This window comes from Prochlorococcus marinus subsp. marinus str. CCMP1375 (assembly GCF_000007925.1).
GTDB classification, from domain to species: domain Bacteria; phylum Cyanobacteriota; class Cyanobacteriia; order PCC-6307; family Cyanobiaceae; genus Prochlorococcus_E; species Prochlorococcus_E marinus.
The window spans coordinates 711,623-725,651 of record NC_005042.1 but is presented as its reverse complement, the minus strand read 5'-3'; the positions used below and the strand labels follow the sequence as shown (position 1 = coordinate 725,651).

General features: G+C 32.4%; 13 protein-coding genes. 6 read left to right on the top strand and 7 right to left on the bottom strand.

The window, feature by feature from the left end; all coding sequences use genetic code 11:
- Window positions 1-10: 10 nt before the first annotated feature.
- The 4 genes from PRO_RS03940 to PRO_RS03925 form a co-directional block, all read right to left on the bottom strand.
- Window positions 11-1,339, bottom strand: coding sequence for an O-acetylhomoserine aminocarboxypropyltransferase/cysteine synthase family protein (locus PRO_RS03940; RefSeq protein ID WP_011124952.1), 1,329 nt, complete (start codon window positions 1,337-1,339; stop codon window positions 11-13).
- 33 nt (window positions 1,340-1,372) lie between these two features.
- Window positions 1,373-2,077, bottom strand: a complete 705-nt coding sequence (locus PRO_RS03935; protein WP_011124951.1) for a hypothetical protein — start codon at window positions 2,075-2,077, stop codon at window positions 1,373-1,375.
- Between the two features lie 78 nt (window positions 2,078-2,155).
- The gene (locus PRO_RS03930) at window positions 2,156-3,307 is read right to left on the bottom strand and encodes a phosphotransferase enzyme family protein (RefSeq protein ID WP_011124950.1); all 1,152 of its coding nucleotides are present in this window, start codon (window positions 3,305-3,307) and stop codon (window positions 2,156-2,158) included.
- A 99-nt stretch (window positions 3,308-3,406) separates the two neighbouring features.
- Window positions 3,407-4,939 (bottom strand): hypothetical protein, encoded by a 1,533-nt coding sequence (locus tag PRO_RS03925; RefSeq protein WP_011124949.1) that lies wholly within the window; start codon window positions 4,937-4,939, stop codon window positions 3,407-3,409.
- Window positions 4,940-5,124: 185 nt separating this feature from the next.
- On the opposite strand from PRO_RS03925, the gene stpA reads away from it, so the two are divergent.
- Together stpA and arsS are read left to right on the top strand one after the other, a co-directional pair.
- Window positions 5,125-6,354, top strand: a complete 1,230-nt coding sequence (gene stpA / locus PRO_RS03920; RefSeq protein WP_011124948.1) for a glucosylglycerol 3-phosphatase — start codon at window positions 5,125-5,127, stop codon at window positions 6,352-6,354.
- Between the two features lie 47 nt (window positions 6,355-6,401).
- On the top strand, window positions 6,402-7,331 hold the full coding sequence (arsS, locus tag PRO_RS03915) for an arsenosugar biosynthesis radical SAM (seleno)protein ArsS (RefSeq protein WP_011124947.1): 930 nt from the start codon (window positions 6,402-6,404) through the stop codon (window positions 7,329-7,331).
- A 20-nt stretch (window positions 7,332-7,351) separates the two neighbouring features.
- On the opposite strand, the gene PRO_RS03910 is transcribed toward arsS, so the two are convergent.
- Window positions 7,352-7,804: a Fur family transcriptional regulator gene (locus tag PRO_RS03910; RefSeq protein WP_036892330.1), complete on the bottom strand. Its 453-nt coding sequence runs from the start codon at window positions 7,802-7,804 to the stop codon at window positions 7,352-7,354.
- 203 nt (window positions 7,805-8,007) lie between these two features.
- Between PRO_RS03910 and PRO_RS03905 the strand changes: the two genes are divergently transcribed.
- Complete coding sequence (locus PRO_RS03905) at window positions 8,008-8,562, top strand: isochorismatase family protein (RefSeq protein ID WP_011124945.1); 555 nt, start codon at window positions 8,008-8,010, stop codon at window positions 8,560-8,562.
- 149 nt (window positions 8,563-8,711) lie between these two features.
- On the top strand, window positions 8,712-9,728 hold the full coding sequence (locus tag PRO_RS03900; RefSeq protein ID WP_011124944.1) for a mechanosensitive ion channel family protein: 1,017 nt from the start codon (window positions 8,712-8,714) through the stop codon (window positions 9,726-9,728).
- A gap of 16 nt (window positions 9,729-9,744) precedes the next feature.
- Here PRO_RS03900 and PRO_RS03895 read toward each other — a convergent pair whose 3' ends face one another.
- Complete coding sequence (locus PRO_RS03895) at window positions 9,745-10,749, bottom strand: SDR family NAD(P)-dependent oxidoreductase (protein WP_011124943.1); 1,005 nt, start codon at window positions 10,747-10,749, stop codon at window positions 9,745-9,747.
- A gap of 269 nt (window positions 10,750-11,018) precedes the next feature.
- On the opposite strand from PRO_RS03895, the gene crtL reads away from it, so the two are divergent.
- Both crtL and PRO_RS03885 read left to right on the top strand, forming a co-directional pair.
- Complete coding sequence (gene crtL / locus PRO_RS03890; protein ID WP_011124942.1) at window positions 11,019-12,305, top strand: lycopene beta cyclase; 1,287 nt, start codon at window positions 11,019-11,021, stop codon at window positions 12,303-12,305.
- A 4-nt stretch (window positions 12,306-12,309) separates the two neighbouring features.
- Entirely contained in the window at window positions 12,310-13,020 is a 711-nt protein-coding gene (locus PRO_RS03885) for an SDR family NAD(P)-dependent oxidoreductase (RefSeq protein WP_011124941.1), read from the top strand.
- A gap of 390 nt (window positions 13,021-13,410) precedes the next feature.
- Here the strand turns inward: PRO_RS03885 and PRO_RS03880 are convergent, their stop codons facing one another.
- Window positions 13,411-13,968, bottom strand: a complete 558-nt coding sequence (locus PRO_RS03880; protein WP_011124939.1) for a hypothetical protein — start codon at window positions 13,966-13,968, stop codon at window positions 13,411-13,413.
- Between the last annotated feature and the right edge of the window lie 61 nt (window positions 13,969-14,029).

Here is a 14,029-nt window from a genome sequence, read left to right as displayed (position 1 = left end):
TTCTCCTCTTCTAAGTAATTTGATCTAAAGCTTGTTCAAAATCTGACTTGATATCATCAATATGTTCTAGGCCAACTGAAACTCTTACCATTGTAGGTGATACACCCGCAGATTTTTGTTCGTCTTCAGAAAGTTGTTGATGCGTTGTAGATGCTGGATGAATGACCAGTGTTTTAGAATCTCCAACATTAGCTAGATGACTTGATAATTTTAACGCATTAATAAAAGAGACAGCATCATCAAACCCACCTTTTAATGAAAACATCAACATACACCCCATACCTCTTCCCGAAAGATATTGTTTAGCCCTTTTGTGATATGGATCCTCTGGTAAACCAGGGAAGTTAACACTTGCAATCTTTGGATGACTTTTGAGCCACTTTGCTAGCTCTGATGCATTAAAACAATGTCGCTCAATTCTTAAACTTAATGTTTCTAATCCTTGGAGTAATAAAAAGGAATTGAAAGGGCTTAAAGCAGGTCCCCAATCTCTTAAACATTCAAGACGTGCCCTTAAAGCAAATGCAATGTTTCGATTATCTGGAACCCCAAGCATTTTACAAATATCACTACCAAATCCAAAAGCATCCCAATGAATTAATCCATGATATGCCGCACTTGGTTGAGACATTAAAGGAAATTTACCATTTCCCCAATCAAAGGTTCCTCCATCAACAATTACACCCCCCAAGCTTGTTCCATGTCCGCCTATCCATTTAGTAGCACTTTGAACAACTATGTCAGCACCATGCTCCAATGGTCTAATTAAAGCACCAGCTGCACCCAATGTATTATCTACAATTAAAGGGATCTTATTTGCTTTTGCTAAATCAGAAAGGGCTGAGAAATCTGGAATATTGAATCTAGGGTTACCCATTGATTCAATATAAATAGCCTTTGTCTGAGAATCTATTTGAGAAGCAAAGCTATCAATATGATCACCATCTGCAAATTTGACATTAATTCCTAATCGAGGGAATTGAACTTTAAATTGATTATAAGTACCACCATAAAGGAACGAAGTAGAAACAAAATTATCTCCAGCTTGCATACAATTTGAAACTGCAAGGAACTGAGCTGACTGGCCTGAAGCAGTAGCTAGCGCTGCTACACCACCTTCTAGAGCTGCAACTCTTTTCTCGAAGACATCTGTAGTGGGATTCATTAACCTTGTGTAAATATTCCCAAACTCCTTTAAACCAAATAAATTCGCACCATGCTCTGCATCGTTGAAGACATATGAACTTGTCTGATATATGGGTACAGCTCTTGAATTAGTTGAAGGGTCAGGTTCTTGACCAGCATGTAATTGCAGAGTTTCGAAGCGATGAGAAGTCAAAAGATTTATAAATTATCTATTTATACTTTTAGCTCAAGATTGGGATTCTGGAATCCAATCATCTGAAGGATTGGATTTATCCATATCTACGAGAGAAGGGAAACAATCCCTAATTGTAGGAATAAGTTTTTGTCTTATAAGGTTTCTACAATCAGAAATATGTGCTTGATCAACTATTGCATAGACAGTTAGATCCTTTGTAATACCATCTCTTAAAGGCTTCCAATTCTTATTCTCACTGGAATTATAAGTCTCCAATGAAGAGTTGAAATCGAAGTCAAAAGTTTGAATATTCTCCTTATGCTTCTCAATTAACGAAGAAATAATATTTTCTCTAAAAGGTATAAGAGCCTTAGATTTCAAGGTGTCTGGTAGTCCTAAGACTGGCTGAAAATAATCCAAAAGTCTTAACTCCTCTTCCAAAAGAATCGGCCAAAGTCCTTTTGATGAAGGCTTGGAATCAAAAGAGGTTTCTGCTTTAGCCATCTCTTCCAGGAAAAACACTAACCTGCAGTAATAAGATTTTTCTTTGATAGGTTTTTTGACAGAGCTTTTTAATGTCTTTATCTCTGGCAAAGCTGCTTCTGCCTTCCTTAGGAATTGGCGGTCATCTCGTTCTAAATTAATAGCTCCCCAACGTTGTCTGTAATCCCAGAGTTCTATGTAGCGTGCTAGGTCATGCTCAGACCACCCAAGATCTTTCAGCTCTTCTGCTCGATGAGTTAATTCCTTAGACACATTAAAAAGTCATTTTATATATAAAGAATAATAGGAAATAAAGCAACTGCAATTCATTGGGCTAATAATTGTAAATGCTTATATTCTAGAGGTATAAAGATTATTGGTTATATCGACTATGTCATTCCAGTTTTCCTTTATACTATTTAATAGTTTAAACTGTACTTTTGATCTGGTAAGATTATGCTGTTTATAAGAAGTTTTAAAGTAATTGTCGCCTAAAAGATAATCTGTTAGGAATCTAATTCCTAACTCATATGTAATAACCCTAATACAATAAGGAAGAAAGTAAATGTCTGATTTGTTAAGAGTATTAAACCCTGAATTAAAATAAGATGAGAGTGATAATTTAAAAGAGGTCAAATCAAATCTTATATCATTCAATGCTTTAGATTCCTCTCCTAATAAATTGCAGGAGGAACGAAGACAATCCGATATATCATATATTAAATAACCATCCTGCAATGTATCTAAATCGATTATAGCTAAAACATCATTGCTTGTAGATTCAAAAAGGAAATTATTAACTTTAGGGTCACCATGAATTATATTAAAGGAAAGTATATTTTTTGATTTTGCCTCTTCCAAAAGAAGCCCTTCCGAAATATTGTCGTTGGCATATGAAAAAATAGAATTTACAGACTGCGGAATACCTTCCCTTTGATCATTATTGGCAATAAATATGTCTAATGCTTTTTTATATTCTGCGATATAAAAAGAAGTATTATGGAAATTTGGTAATGTAATCTTAAATTTGCCTAAAGGTATATCTGTAGTTGAATAATGAAAGTTTGCTAGGGCTCTAAAAAGATTATCAAATGAAGAATCAGAAGGTAATGAATTATAAGTTATAGAATTAGGAATATATTCAAAAGCTCGCCAGAAATTTCCTTTAAGTTCTGTATAATATTTATTATTGATTTGGTTTATTAATAATTTAGGGATCTTTAAAGTTGCTTTGCTTCTATTTACATTTTGTTGTTTAGTAATAAGTTGATGCTGTAAAAACAAATAATTAGAAATTATATCTCTTGGTTTAGCAAATACCTCCTTATTTATTCTCTGCAATAAAAATGGTTTAAATTCACATAAAATCAAAGGTACTATAAGAAAAGTCTGATTGATAAGACCAGAGTTAATTGGTTGAATAATAAGCTTAAATTTATTAGGCATAAAAGAATAAGCCAATTCTTCTAATTCTAATTTTGAATGATGTTTAAAATATGCCAATTACTTGTTATAAATAATTAGAATAATAATAAATAATATTATAGGTCTAAACAAGTTAAATAAAAAATTGAATTCGTTAGATAAGTACATTAAATAACTTTATAAATCATATAAAATAGTATTAAAGATATATTTTATTTCTTCATAAGAAGATTTATAGAAAGGACTATTAGAAGTTCTATTCATAATCACTTCTAATACATTTTCTAACTTTACTTGATCTAGTTTATTTGAAGATAATGAAGTAGTAATAAAATCCAAAACCTCATTAATATCAATATTATTTAAAAGTTCATTCATTTTAAGTGAGGAGTCTGGAAGTACAGATTCCTGACAGAACTTTGTTAATTCACGGCTATTAGTCATGATCTTAAAAATATGGACTTTTATTTCATCAGTTGCGAATATAGACATATATAATAAATTTATCATTGATGTATCATGGAATGGAATAGAATACTTTTTTATAATTTGTGGCCAGTATTGTAATGAATTAATACCTTCAAGTGCTCCTAAAGGTAAACCTTCTTTTTCACACCAACCTATAAGTTCTTGAATATCTAATGGGCAACGCTTTAACTTATACATATTTCTCGCAAGAATCTGACCAACTTGAAAATTCCTGGTAGGTTCTCCACTTACTGGGAGCATCATACTGCCCTTTACATCTGCGATCATAGCTGTTAATTGAGTAAAGGTATGATCTCTAACTTTTTGCAATTTACCTTTTTTAGAAAGAGCTGCTTCAATGCACTGCACTCCATAACCTATTTCAGTAAGTGGTAGAAAAGATTCTGAATAAAACTTATCTCTATCATCCCTACTCATGGAAACTGTAGCTGCTTGATCTAAGCATTGATTAAGAAGTAAAGTAAGTATCGTAGGTAGTAATCCTGGATTATTTTGATGAAAAGTATGACCAAAGCCTGCAAAAATTGACGAGATATTCTTAGCTGCTTTAATATATTGACCTTCTACATTATGTACTCCAGCTGATACTTGTATGTTAGGAGATAATCGATCTAATAGTCGTGCACCTATTAGAGAAATGAAAGGATCTGGATGACAGAAATTAGCAGTAAAGCTATCAAGCTTATTTCTTAAAGCCCCATGACGGTGAAAACCAGAGAAGAAAGCTAAATTAGAGTATTTCTGACATAAAAGGGAAATTAATTTTGTATTCTCATCATAAGTAAATGAACCTACAAAACATGCTAATACTACATTTTGTCGGCCTAATCGTTCCCTTAATTCACATGCTTGATTTAGATCATTCTCTATGTGGTTACTATTGGCACTTAAAATAACAAGTTCGCATTTTTCAAGTAAATCAGTAAGTTGATAAGTAGATGTCCTGCTTCCGATCCGGAATAAAGACATTTTATACATTTTTTTTACGCATTCTGGATTTAGTTCCGATTTCAATTGATCTGAAAATGCTCCTAGCAATTCTCGTCCAGGTCTTGGTGCCAATAGTAAATTATCCACTTTTGTGTGCATAGCACAGTTGTATGCCAATGAAGCTGGGTAAAGTCCAATACTATAAAACCCTACTTTCCCTTCTTTTAGTTGCCTAAGCCTCGAAGCTATAGAGGCCTTGCTTTTAGAGTTAACAAAAAAATCATTATTCATCTGTTTAGCAATTTACGATTTTTGAGATAACAACATATATTTTAAAAATAAAACATAATCATAATAAAATAATTCTAACAAAGGTATTTGTGTGGGCAACAAGACTTACATATTAAAGGTTAAGTAAACGTACAAATAGAAAGAAGAGGCTAGTATAATAAAATAAATAAAGAGTATTGGAAGGTATGTATAGTGAGTCTAACTACAATAAATGTACAGATATATTACTTAATAGCAAAAAATTACTTATAGTTCAAGATATAGATGGTGTCTGCATTCCATTATTCAAAGACCCTCTTGACAGAAAGATAGATAAAGATTATGTAAAAACAGTCTCTAATCTTAGAAATGAGTTTTACGTTCTAACTTGTGGTGAACATGAAGGTAAAAGAGGTGTAAATAGAATAATAGAAAAAGCATTTGATTCTAAAGGCTACGTGGGCAATAAAGGTCTATATCTTCCTGGATTAGCAGCATGTGGAATAGAATTTCAAGATAATTTTGGTAATATTGAACTTCTAGGCGTGGAGAAAAGAGAGATTCAATTCATTAACGAAGTGCCAATATTGATGAAAGAATTATTAGCTAAAGAATTAAGGGAAATACTTAAATCGCTCTCAGAGCAAGAAATTGAAGATCAAGTCAATATAGCTGTCTGCGATACACGTTATTCCCCAGCTATTAATTTAAATTCACTCTTTAATATATTTAAGCATAGTGTGCTCAAAAAAATAGAATTGCAAAAAGCAATTCATAGAGTAATGCTTAAAATTAAAGAAATAGCAAGTTCACGTGAACTAAAAGATTCATTTTATCTACATATATCACCAAATCTAGGGAAAGAAAATGGTTTAGAGCTTATTAAATATGCTACAAAGTATGATATAGGTACAACAGATATTCAATTCATAATTAATGGTGCGTTAAAAGAAGCAGGTTTATTAGTATTAATCAATAAATATATATTAAATAAAAATGGTTACTGTCCTTTTGGTGAAAATTTTAATGTTAGAGAAGCTCCAAAATCAGTAAAAGGGTTGATAACATTGTGCAAAGAAAATATAACATATGATGAAATGCCAATTTTAGTTGGAGTAGGAGACACTGTAACTTCCAATAAACACAATACTTCAGGCAAATGGTTAAGAGGTGGTAGTGACAGAGGGTTCCTAACTCTCATACAAAAACTAGGAATGGAATATAAAAAGCAAAATAAATTAATTTTCGTCGATAGTAGTCATGGTGAGGTTTATAGACCATCTACAAGAGATGGTACTCTTAATGGTATAACTGATGATAATGACGATCTAAATTTTGATTTAATAATGAAAGGTGGCCCTATAGAGTATAAAGCATGGCTAAAAGAGTTTGCTACCAGAAGGAAATCTATTAAGGAAACAAGAGAGTCAATATAGCGCTAAATCTTTATATAAGCTAGACTTAGAGTATCTAATATTGCAATATGGATTTTCCTGTCATAAGAAGGAAGAAAGTTAATACATTACAAGTAAACTTAGGTTACAAATGTAATCAAGCTTGTGTTCATTGTCATGTTGATGCAAGCCCTAGTAGAACTGAAATGATGAATGAATATAACATATCTCTGATACCGGAAGTGTTAAAAACTTATAGAATAAAGACACTTGATATAACGGGCGGGGCTCCAGAGATGCATCCGCTTTTCAAAGAGCTAATCCATAAAGTATCAAAATTAAATGTAAAGATAATCGACCGATCTAACCTAACAATACTAACAGAACCTGGATACCTTAGTCTTGCTAATTACTTGGCTGATAACGAAGTAACTATTATAGCGTCATTGCCCTGCTATGAGGAAAAAAATGTAGATTTTCAAAGAGGTAAGGATGTGTTTAAAAAAAGTATTAAAGTATTGAAGATGTTGAATGAATTAGGGTATGGTAAAGGAGATAAAAAATTGGAACTTGATCTTGTTTTTAACCCTATTGGAGCTAATTTACCCCCATCTCAATATGAACTAGAGAAGAAGTATAAAGATGTACTCAAAACTAATTATAATGTTGAATTTGATAACTTGCTAGTGCTGGCGAATATGCCAATTAAGAGGTTCTCATCATTCCTTAAACAACAAGGTAAACTAAATGAATATCAATCTCTCCTTCAAGAAAGTCATAATGAAGCTAACCTAGAATCCGTTATGTGCAGAGATACAATTAGTGTAAATTGGGAGGGCAATTTGTTCGATTGTGATTTCAATCAACAATTAGGTATAAATGAATATTTGCACCCAAATACTCTTAAAGATCTAGCAAGTGGAAACATATTATTTGAGGGGAAGAAGATAACTGTTGCCGAACACTGCTTTGGTTGTACTGCGGGTTGCGGTTCTAGTTGTGGTGGAGCACTTACATAACAATTTAGAGGGAGTTCAATTTAAATACATTCAGGGCAAATGGCTCTAACATTTAATGTTGATTCTATTAATTTAAACCCCTTACTTTCAGATGCCTTACGGCCTGCAGTTACAACCTCCTCACTTTCAAATTCCTCAGTCCTTCCGCAATTGATGCAAACTAAATGATGATGATCTGGATTATCTTTACTAAGTATCTCAAATCTATGGCCACCTTCGCTCAATTCTAATTCGTGTAAAAACCCCATTCTGACCAAAAGTCGTAAAGTTCGATAAATGGTAGCCAACGAAACACGGGTTTTATTCTGAAGCAAATGAGCATGAACTTCTTCTGCACTTAGATGTATTCCACTCCCAATACGCTGAAACAAATCAAGTATTTTTTTTCTCTGAGGGGTTAAACGTCGACCATTTTTGTGTAATCCTAATTCGAGGGGAGAAGAGCGCGATCCGTAACCAACATTTAGAGTCATATCGGCCAAGACGTTATTCTCAATAATGATAGCTAATGAGAGAGGCTGAAGCAAGTGCTATAGGTAAACATTCGTATAAAAAGCAACTGCCTTTCCACTATTATTACGATGTAATTTACCTAATCTGATACTAAAGAAGCCCCAAAATGATTCTTAAAAAACTAATCAACCAATTATGGAAGAAGGGGAATAGGAATCAAACAATGAATCCTTCAGAAACAGCTTTGATAGTAATAGATGTACAGGAGAGGTTGACTAAAGCTATTCCCGAAAATGCTGATTTATTAGTAAATATAAAAAAGTTGATTGAAGGGTTTAAGATTTTAGATATTAATATATTTTTTACAGAACAAAATCCAACTAAGTTAGGAGTCACACTCGAAGAAATAACAAGGGGGCTAGAAGTAATAAAATTCTCAAAAATGGATTTTTCAGTACTTGGTTGTAATGATTTACTGAAAAGTATTAAAAAGAAAAAAATACAGCATCTTATAATTTGTGGTATCGAAACTCACGTTTGTGTACTGCAAAGTTCGTTAGATCTTGCTAAGGCTGGATTCAATATTCATGTTATAGCAGATGCTACAAAAAGCAGAAATCTATTAGATCAAGAAATTGCACTGTTACGCCTGAGGCAATTTGGGATACAAATAAGCACAGTTGAAACTACTATTTTTGAATTATGCCGCACATCTAAAAGTAACAAATTCAAAGCAATTAGTAAGTTAATAAAGAACTCTAATCCTAGTAAAATATAGCAAAATAATAATAGTCTAAATATCAATATTTATATTAAAATATTTGCTATTTGCTTATTTAATATAGTTTAAATCAATAAGTCAAATTATTTCATAGCTTTCTAAAGGAAATAATGTCATAATTGACATAAGATTAACTTAGAAATCGAATGTATAGCAGATTTATTGTATCGGCTTTTATTTTAGTTGTCGGCTACATTGCTACTCTCGTTGGCACGAAAATAATCTCAAGTATGTTTAGCAAGCTTGCCTTGCGAACTAAGAGTGATACAGATGACTATATACTTAGATTAATAGTTGAAACAATTAAGCCTTTAGGAATAGCTATAAGCACATTTGCAGCTTGGAGAGTATTAGCGATCAAAGTAAATATACCTTTTGTGAATGGAACCATAGCAGGCGTATTTAAACTAATCCTATTATTCCTTATCGTAAGATTAATTAATAGAGTATTAATTAGATTAATTACTAGTTGGGCCCAAAAAATAAATGATCCTGCAGTAAGTACAATGCTTAGATCATTGAGTCCAATGGTAAGAGCCCTTATATGGTGCATTGGTGTTGTTTTTTACCTTAATAATATGGGTGTACAAATGGCAGCAATATGGGCTCTACTTAGCGCTGGAGGAATTGGAGCAGGTCTAGCCTTAAAGGAACCTGTTCAAGAATTTTTCGAATATATAACTATTTTATTAGATAAGCCATTTCAGAATGGTCAGTTTATTCATATAGATGGTGTCTGGGCAAGAGTTGAAAGAGTAGGAGTTAGATCTACAAGAATGAGAAGTATCAATGGTGAAATAATAGTTATGAGTAACAGTAGTTTAACTAATGGCGTTATTTCTAACTATGCTGAGATGGAAAGTAGAAGGTTAGTTCACAAAATTGGTGTCGTTTATAATACTAAGTATTCGCAGATGGAATCTATACCTAATATTATTAAATCTATAGTTGAAGAAACTAATGATGCAATCTTTGATAGATGTCATTTTATAGAATTTGGTGAAAGTAGTTTAGATTTTGAATTGGTTTATTACATACCTACTAATAATTATTTATCAGCTATGAATGCTCAACAAAGGATAAATCTAGAAATAATGAGGGTATTTGAAAGGGAAGGAATAGAGTTTGCATTTCCTACTCAAACTATACATGTTTCTAAGTAATATATAATATTATTATCTATATAGTATTAAGGTTAACAGAGTTTAAAATAATTTTATTAGAAAGTTCCCAGAGTTCTTTAGCTTTAATCTCCTCATTGGCTTCTTCACTTACATTAGTATTTTCAAATTTCATTCTAGAAAAACCTTGTATCTTATTTGAGTAGTAATTAAATCCATTAGTAAGATATCTATCTGATATGGCAAGATTCTTAAGAATTTCACCAGCCCTTTCAGGGCTTTCTGTAATACGAAATATATCTCTAGCAAATAGCGCAAATAATCTTTGACCTAATTCATTATTTTTTCTACTATATCTAAAGAATCCTTCTTGTGTACGAGGAATAACAAGACCCGGTGCCCAACATATAACTGGCATAGATAAATTTCTTAAAGTTAATCTTCTATTAAGCTCTTTAGCAAAGAGAATATTACATAACTTACTATCTTTGTATGTCTTATCAGCACTAAATGTATAAGATCCATCTATCATTTTAAAGTATCTAGATGCTTTTATTCCTTCTAAATTACCAAGACTCGCTGATTCTCCGATCTTACCTCCAGGAGAGTCTGGATTATGAACTTCAGATGATGTAATAACAACCCTAGGAAAATCAGATTTTAATAATATGTCTAACAAAGCTTGTATCAAATATTGATGACTGAGATGATTAACAGCAAAAGTTAATTCAATCCCTTGAGAAGATCTACGTATCTGCTTATCTCCTGTATATTGAAGGCCTGCATTTAGAATAATAGTATCAATCCTGCTGTTATTAGAAACGAATTCATTAGCAAATTTTTCAATATTATTAAGATCACCAAGGTCCAATATAGGTAGTGAAACTAATTCTTCAACTTCAGATATATTTATTTGATCTCTAGCAAAAGACCTTAATACAAATTCTCTTCTATCTATATCTCTACAAGGAATAATAAGCTGATGGCCTGCCTTGATCAATCTCAGGGAACACTGATAGCCTATACCAGAAGTGGCTCCGGTTATAAATATCCTACTAGCCATTTTAAAATGCAATATTACAATCTAAATAATAGAGCAATCTTAAATATTTTTTGGTTTTGCTTAGAATTTACTCCTTCAATGCTTCACTAAAAATTCTAACAATATAATAACAACATCTAGTAAATAAAAGTTTTAAAATTTCAGTTGCAGGTTCGAATAAGGCTATTGTATAAAAATTGAAAAAGCTAGGAGGAGTCTAAAGTGATTTCTAGAGAGTATAACTTAATAACTAAAGTTAAGTTTTACATTTCAAGTAAACAGGTCTTTGCATGAGTACTAATGATCCTCCTATGGACGTATTAGTTCTTGGTTCAGGCCCTGGAGCGCTAGCAATTGCAGCTGCTTTAGGACAAGAGAAGCTTAGAGTTGGAGTTCTTTCTATTAATGAACCATCTGATCCTTGGCCGTTTACTTATGGGATATGGGGAGAAGAAGTTGATCAATTGGGCTTAGAAGGACTATTAAAACATCGATGGTCTAAGACAGTTAGCTATCTAGGGGATGGTTCAACAGATCAAAATTCACCTAAAAACAATGCAATTAAACATAATCGTGATTATGGACTCTTTGACAAAAATAAACTACAAAAGCACTGGATCGACCAATGTAATGAGGGCGCTATAAAATGGTTTAGAGGAGAAGCATATAATTTAGAAATTGACAATATTACTAGTTCAGTAAAAACTATTCAAGGAGAAAGAATAATTGCGAAATTAATAATAGATGCCACAGGTTACGAGCCTGTATTTCTTAATGTTCCAAAAAATGGAGAAATAGCTGTTCAAACATGTTATGGAATAGTGGGAGAGTTTAGTGAACCACCTGTTGAAAAAAACCAATTCGTCTTAATGGATTATAGAAGTAACCACTTGAGTCAAGAAGAGAAAGAAGAGCCTCCTACATTTTTATATGCAATGGATATGGGAAATGGTAAATATTTCTTAGAAGAAACCTCCCTAGGTTTAGCCCCTCCAGTAAAACTAGAAACTCTTAAAGCAAGACTTCATGCAAGGCTAAAGCAAAGAAAAATAGAAATAAAAAAAATAGATCATGAAGAAAATGGCGTCTTCCTACCAATGAATATTCCTATTCCTGATTTAAATCAATCTATTTTAGGATTTGGAGGTGCTGCTGGCATGGTCCATCCAGCTTCAGGGTATTTAGTTGGAGCTCTTCTTCGAAGAGCTCCCTCCCTCGCAAAAGAATTAGCATCGGCAATAAAAGATTCAAATAAGTCTCCTTCTGAAATTGCAAAACAAGGTTGGGAGACACTTTGGCCAAAAGAACTAAGGAGGAAACAAGCTCTTTATCAATTTGGATTAGAAAAATTAATGAGATTTCCAGAATCTCAATTAAGATATTTCTTTAAAAGTTTCTTTAGTTTATCTAACAATCAGTGGTACGGCTTTTTAACAAATACATTAACCTTAAATCAATTAGTAGCCGCAATGTGGACTATGTTCAAAAAAGCTCCATTAAACGTAAAGTGGGGGTTAATGGAAATGAAAGGTAGAGAATTAAAGTTATTATGGGATTTTGTAAAACCTAGCATCTAAAAAATTGAGAACGATTCTAATAACAGGAGGTTCAAGAGGTATAGGTAAGCGAATTGCAGAGCTAGCAATTGATAATGGACATCGAGTGGGTTTAGGGTTAAGGGATGTTAATTCTATTAAAGGATCTAAAGTTGAAGGAGAATTAAACAAATTTAAGAAAAATATTTTGATAAGTAAATATGATGCAATAAATAATCTAGATGCAAATTTATGGGTAGATGAAGCAATTAATTATTTTGGAGAAATAGATACATTGATACATTGCGCTGGAATATTTAAAAAGACCAATCTAATCTTTGAAAAAGGAGAAGAGGCGGATATAAAAGATTTATGGCAAGTAAATGTTATGGGTCCATGGCTGCTTACAAGAGCTGCATGGCCATATCTTTGCAAAAGCAAAACTTCACGGATAATAGTTCTCGTCTCAATGAGTGGGAAAAGGTCAAAAGGTCAGCTTGCTGGATATACCGCTACTAAGTTTGCCCTAATGGGGCTCTGTCAAACTATTAGAAATGAAGGATGGGAGAAAGGTATAAGAGTAAGCGCTATATGTCCTAGCTGGGTTAATACAGAAATGTCAAATTCAATAGTAACTATTAGCAAAGAGGCAATGACTCAACCAGAAGATATAGCTTCTATTGTTTCAACAATATTAGAGTTGCCTAATAGCTGTATTCCTTTTGAAATCCCTATTAATTGCAATCTAGAAACCTAGAAGGGTCATATATCTTACAAGTTTATTTAAGCTTTCTCTCTTAAACTCTTATTTGTAAAGAGTCCTAAAAAACTATATATTAATATTCTTATGTACCTATGAATAAAACTTCTATAGAAAGTTCCAACTGATTTCCCTAAGACAAATATTTTACTAATCAAGCCCAAAATAAAATTCACAGCCCATAGCAATAATAATATTGAAATTATAAGTGTGGCAGTTGAATATACACCAGAGAGTTGCTGCTGAAGTGGATCCAAGAGCTTAAGGTAATTTGTATAATTCATATAAAAAAGTGGGTAAGTTAAAATTAAAATAAGTTATTTGTCTTCATAGTCATATCAAACTAAAATAATGCAAGCTTTAGTTAATAGTTATTATTAAAGACGGTCATAAATTTTGTAAAAGTGCGAGACGGAATATCAAAAAAGAAAATACCGACAATAAAGAAGCTAGGATTAGGGCTCTAATTCTATTAAACCAAGAAGAGAAGGGCTTTAAATCGCTACAATCATATCCTCCAAAATTACCTAGAAACAATAAAAGCCACATTGGTAATGATGAAAAAGCTAGAGACAACGCAAAGGACATTAATGGCAAAATATTAATGCTACGGAAAAACAAAGCTGTTATGACCAATAAAACAATAGAACCAGTTAATGCAATTGTAAATTCTTCTGATATTGTCTTGGGGATTTTGCTTTTTATTCCAAACTGTTTTTTGCAATCTAGCAATTGTTTCTCTGAAAACTGAAAATATCCAGATCCTGGAAGTCTTGAATTTCTGTATCTATTTAATAACCTGGCCTTGAAAGCTTGGGGATGATCTAGTCTTAGGGTTTCAATAATCTCATCTGGGCGTATTTTTCTGGTGAGATTATCTAAATCCCTGGAACTTCCGATCAAAAAGAATCCTTCTTTCCTTACTAAGTAAACATACTCTGCCATAAACATTATTAATGAATAATACTGCTTGAATTTAGTTAAAACCAATTAACTATCTTTGATT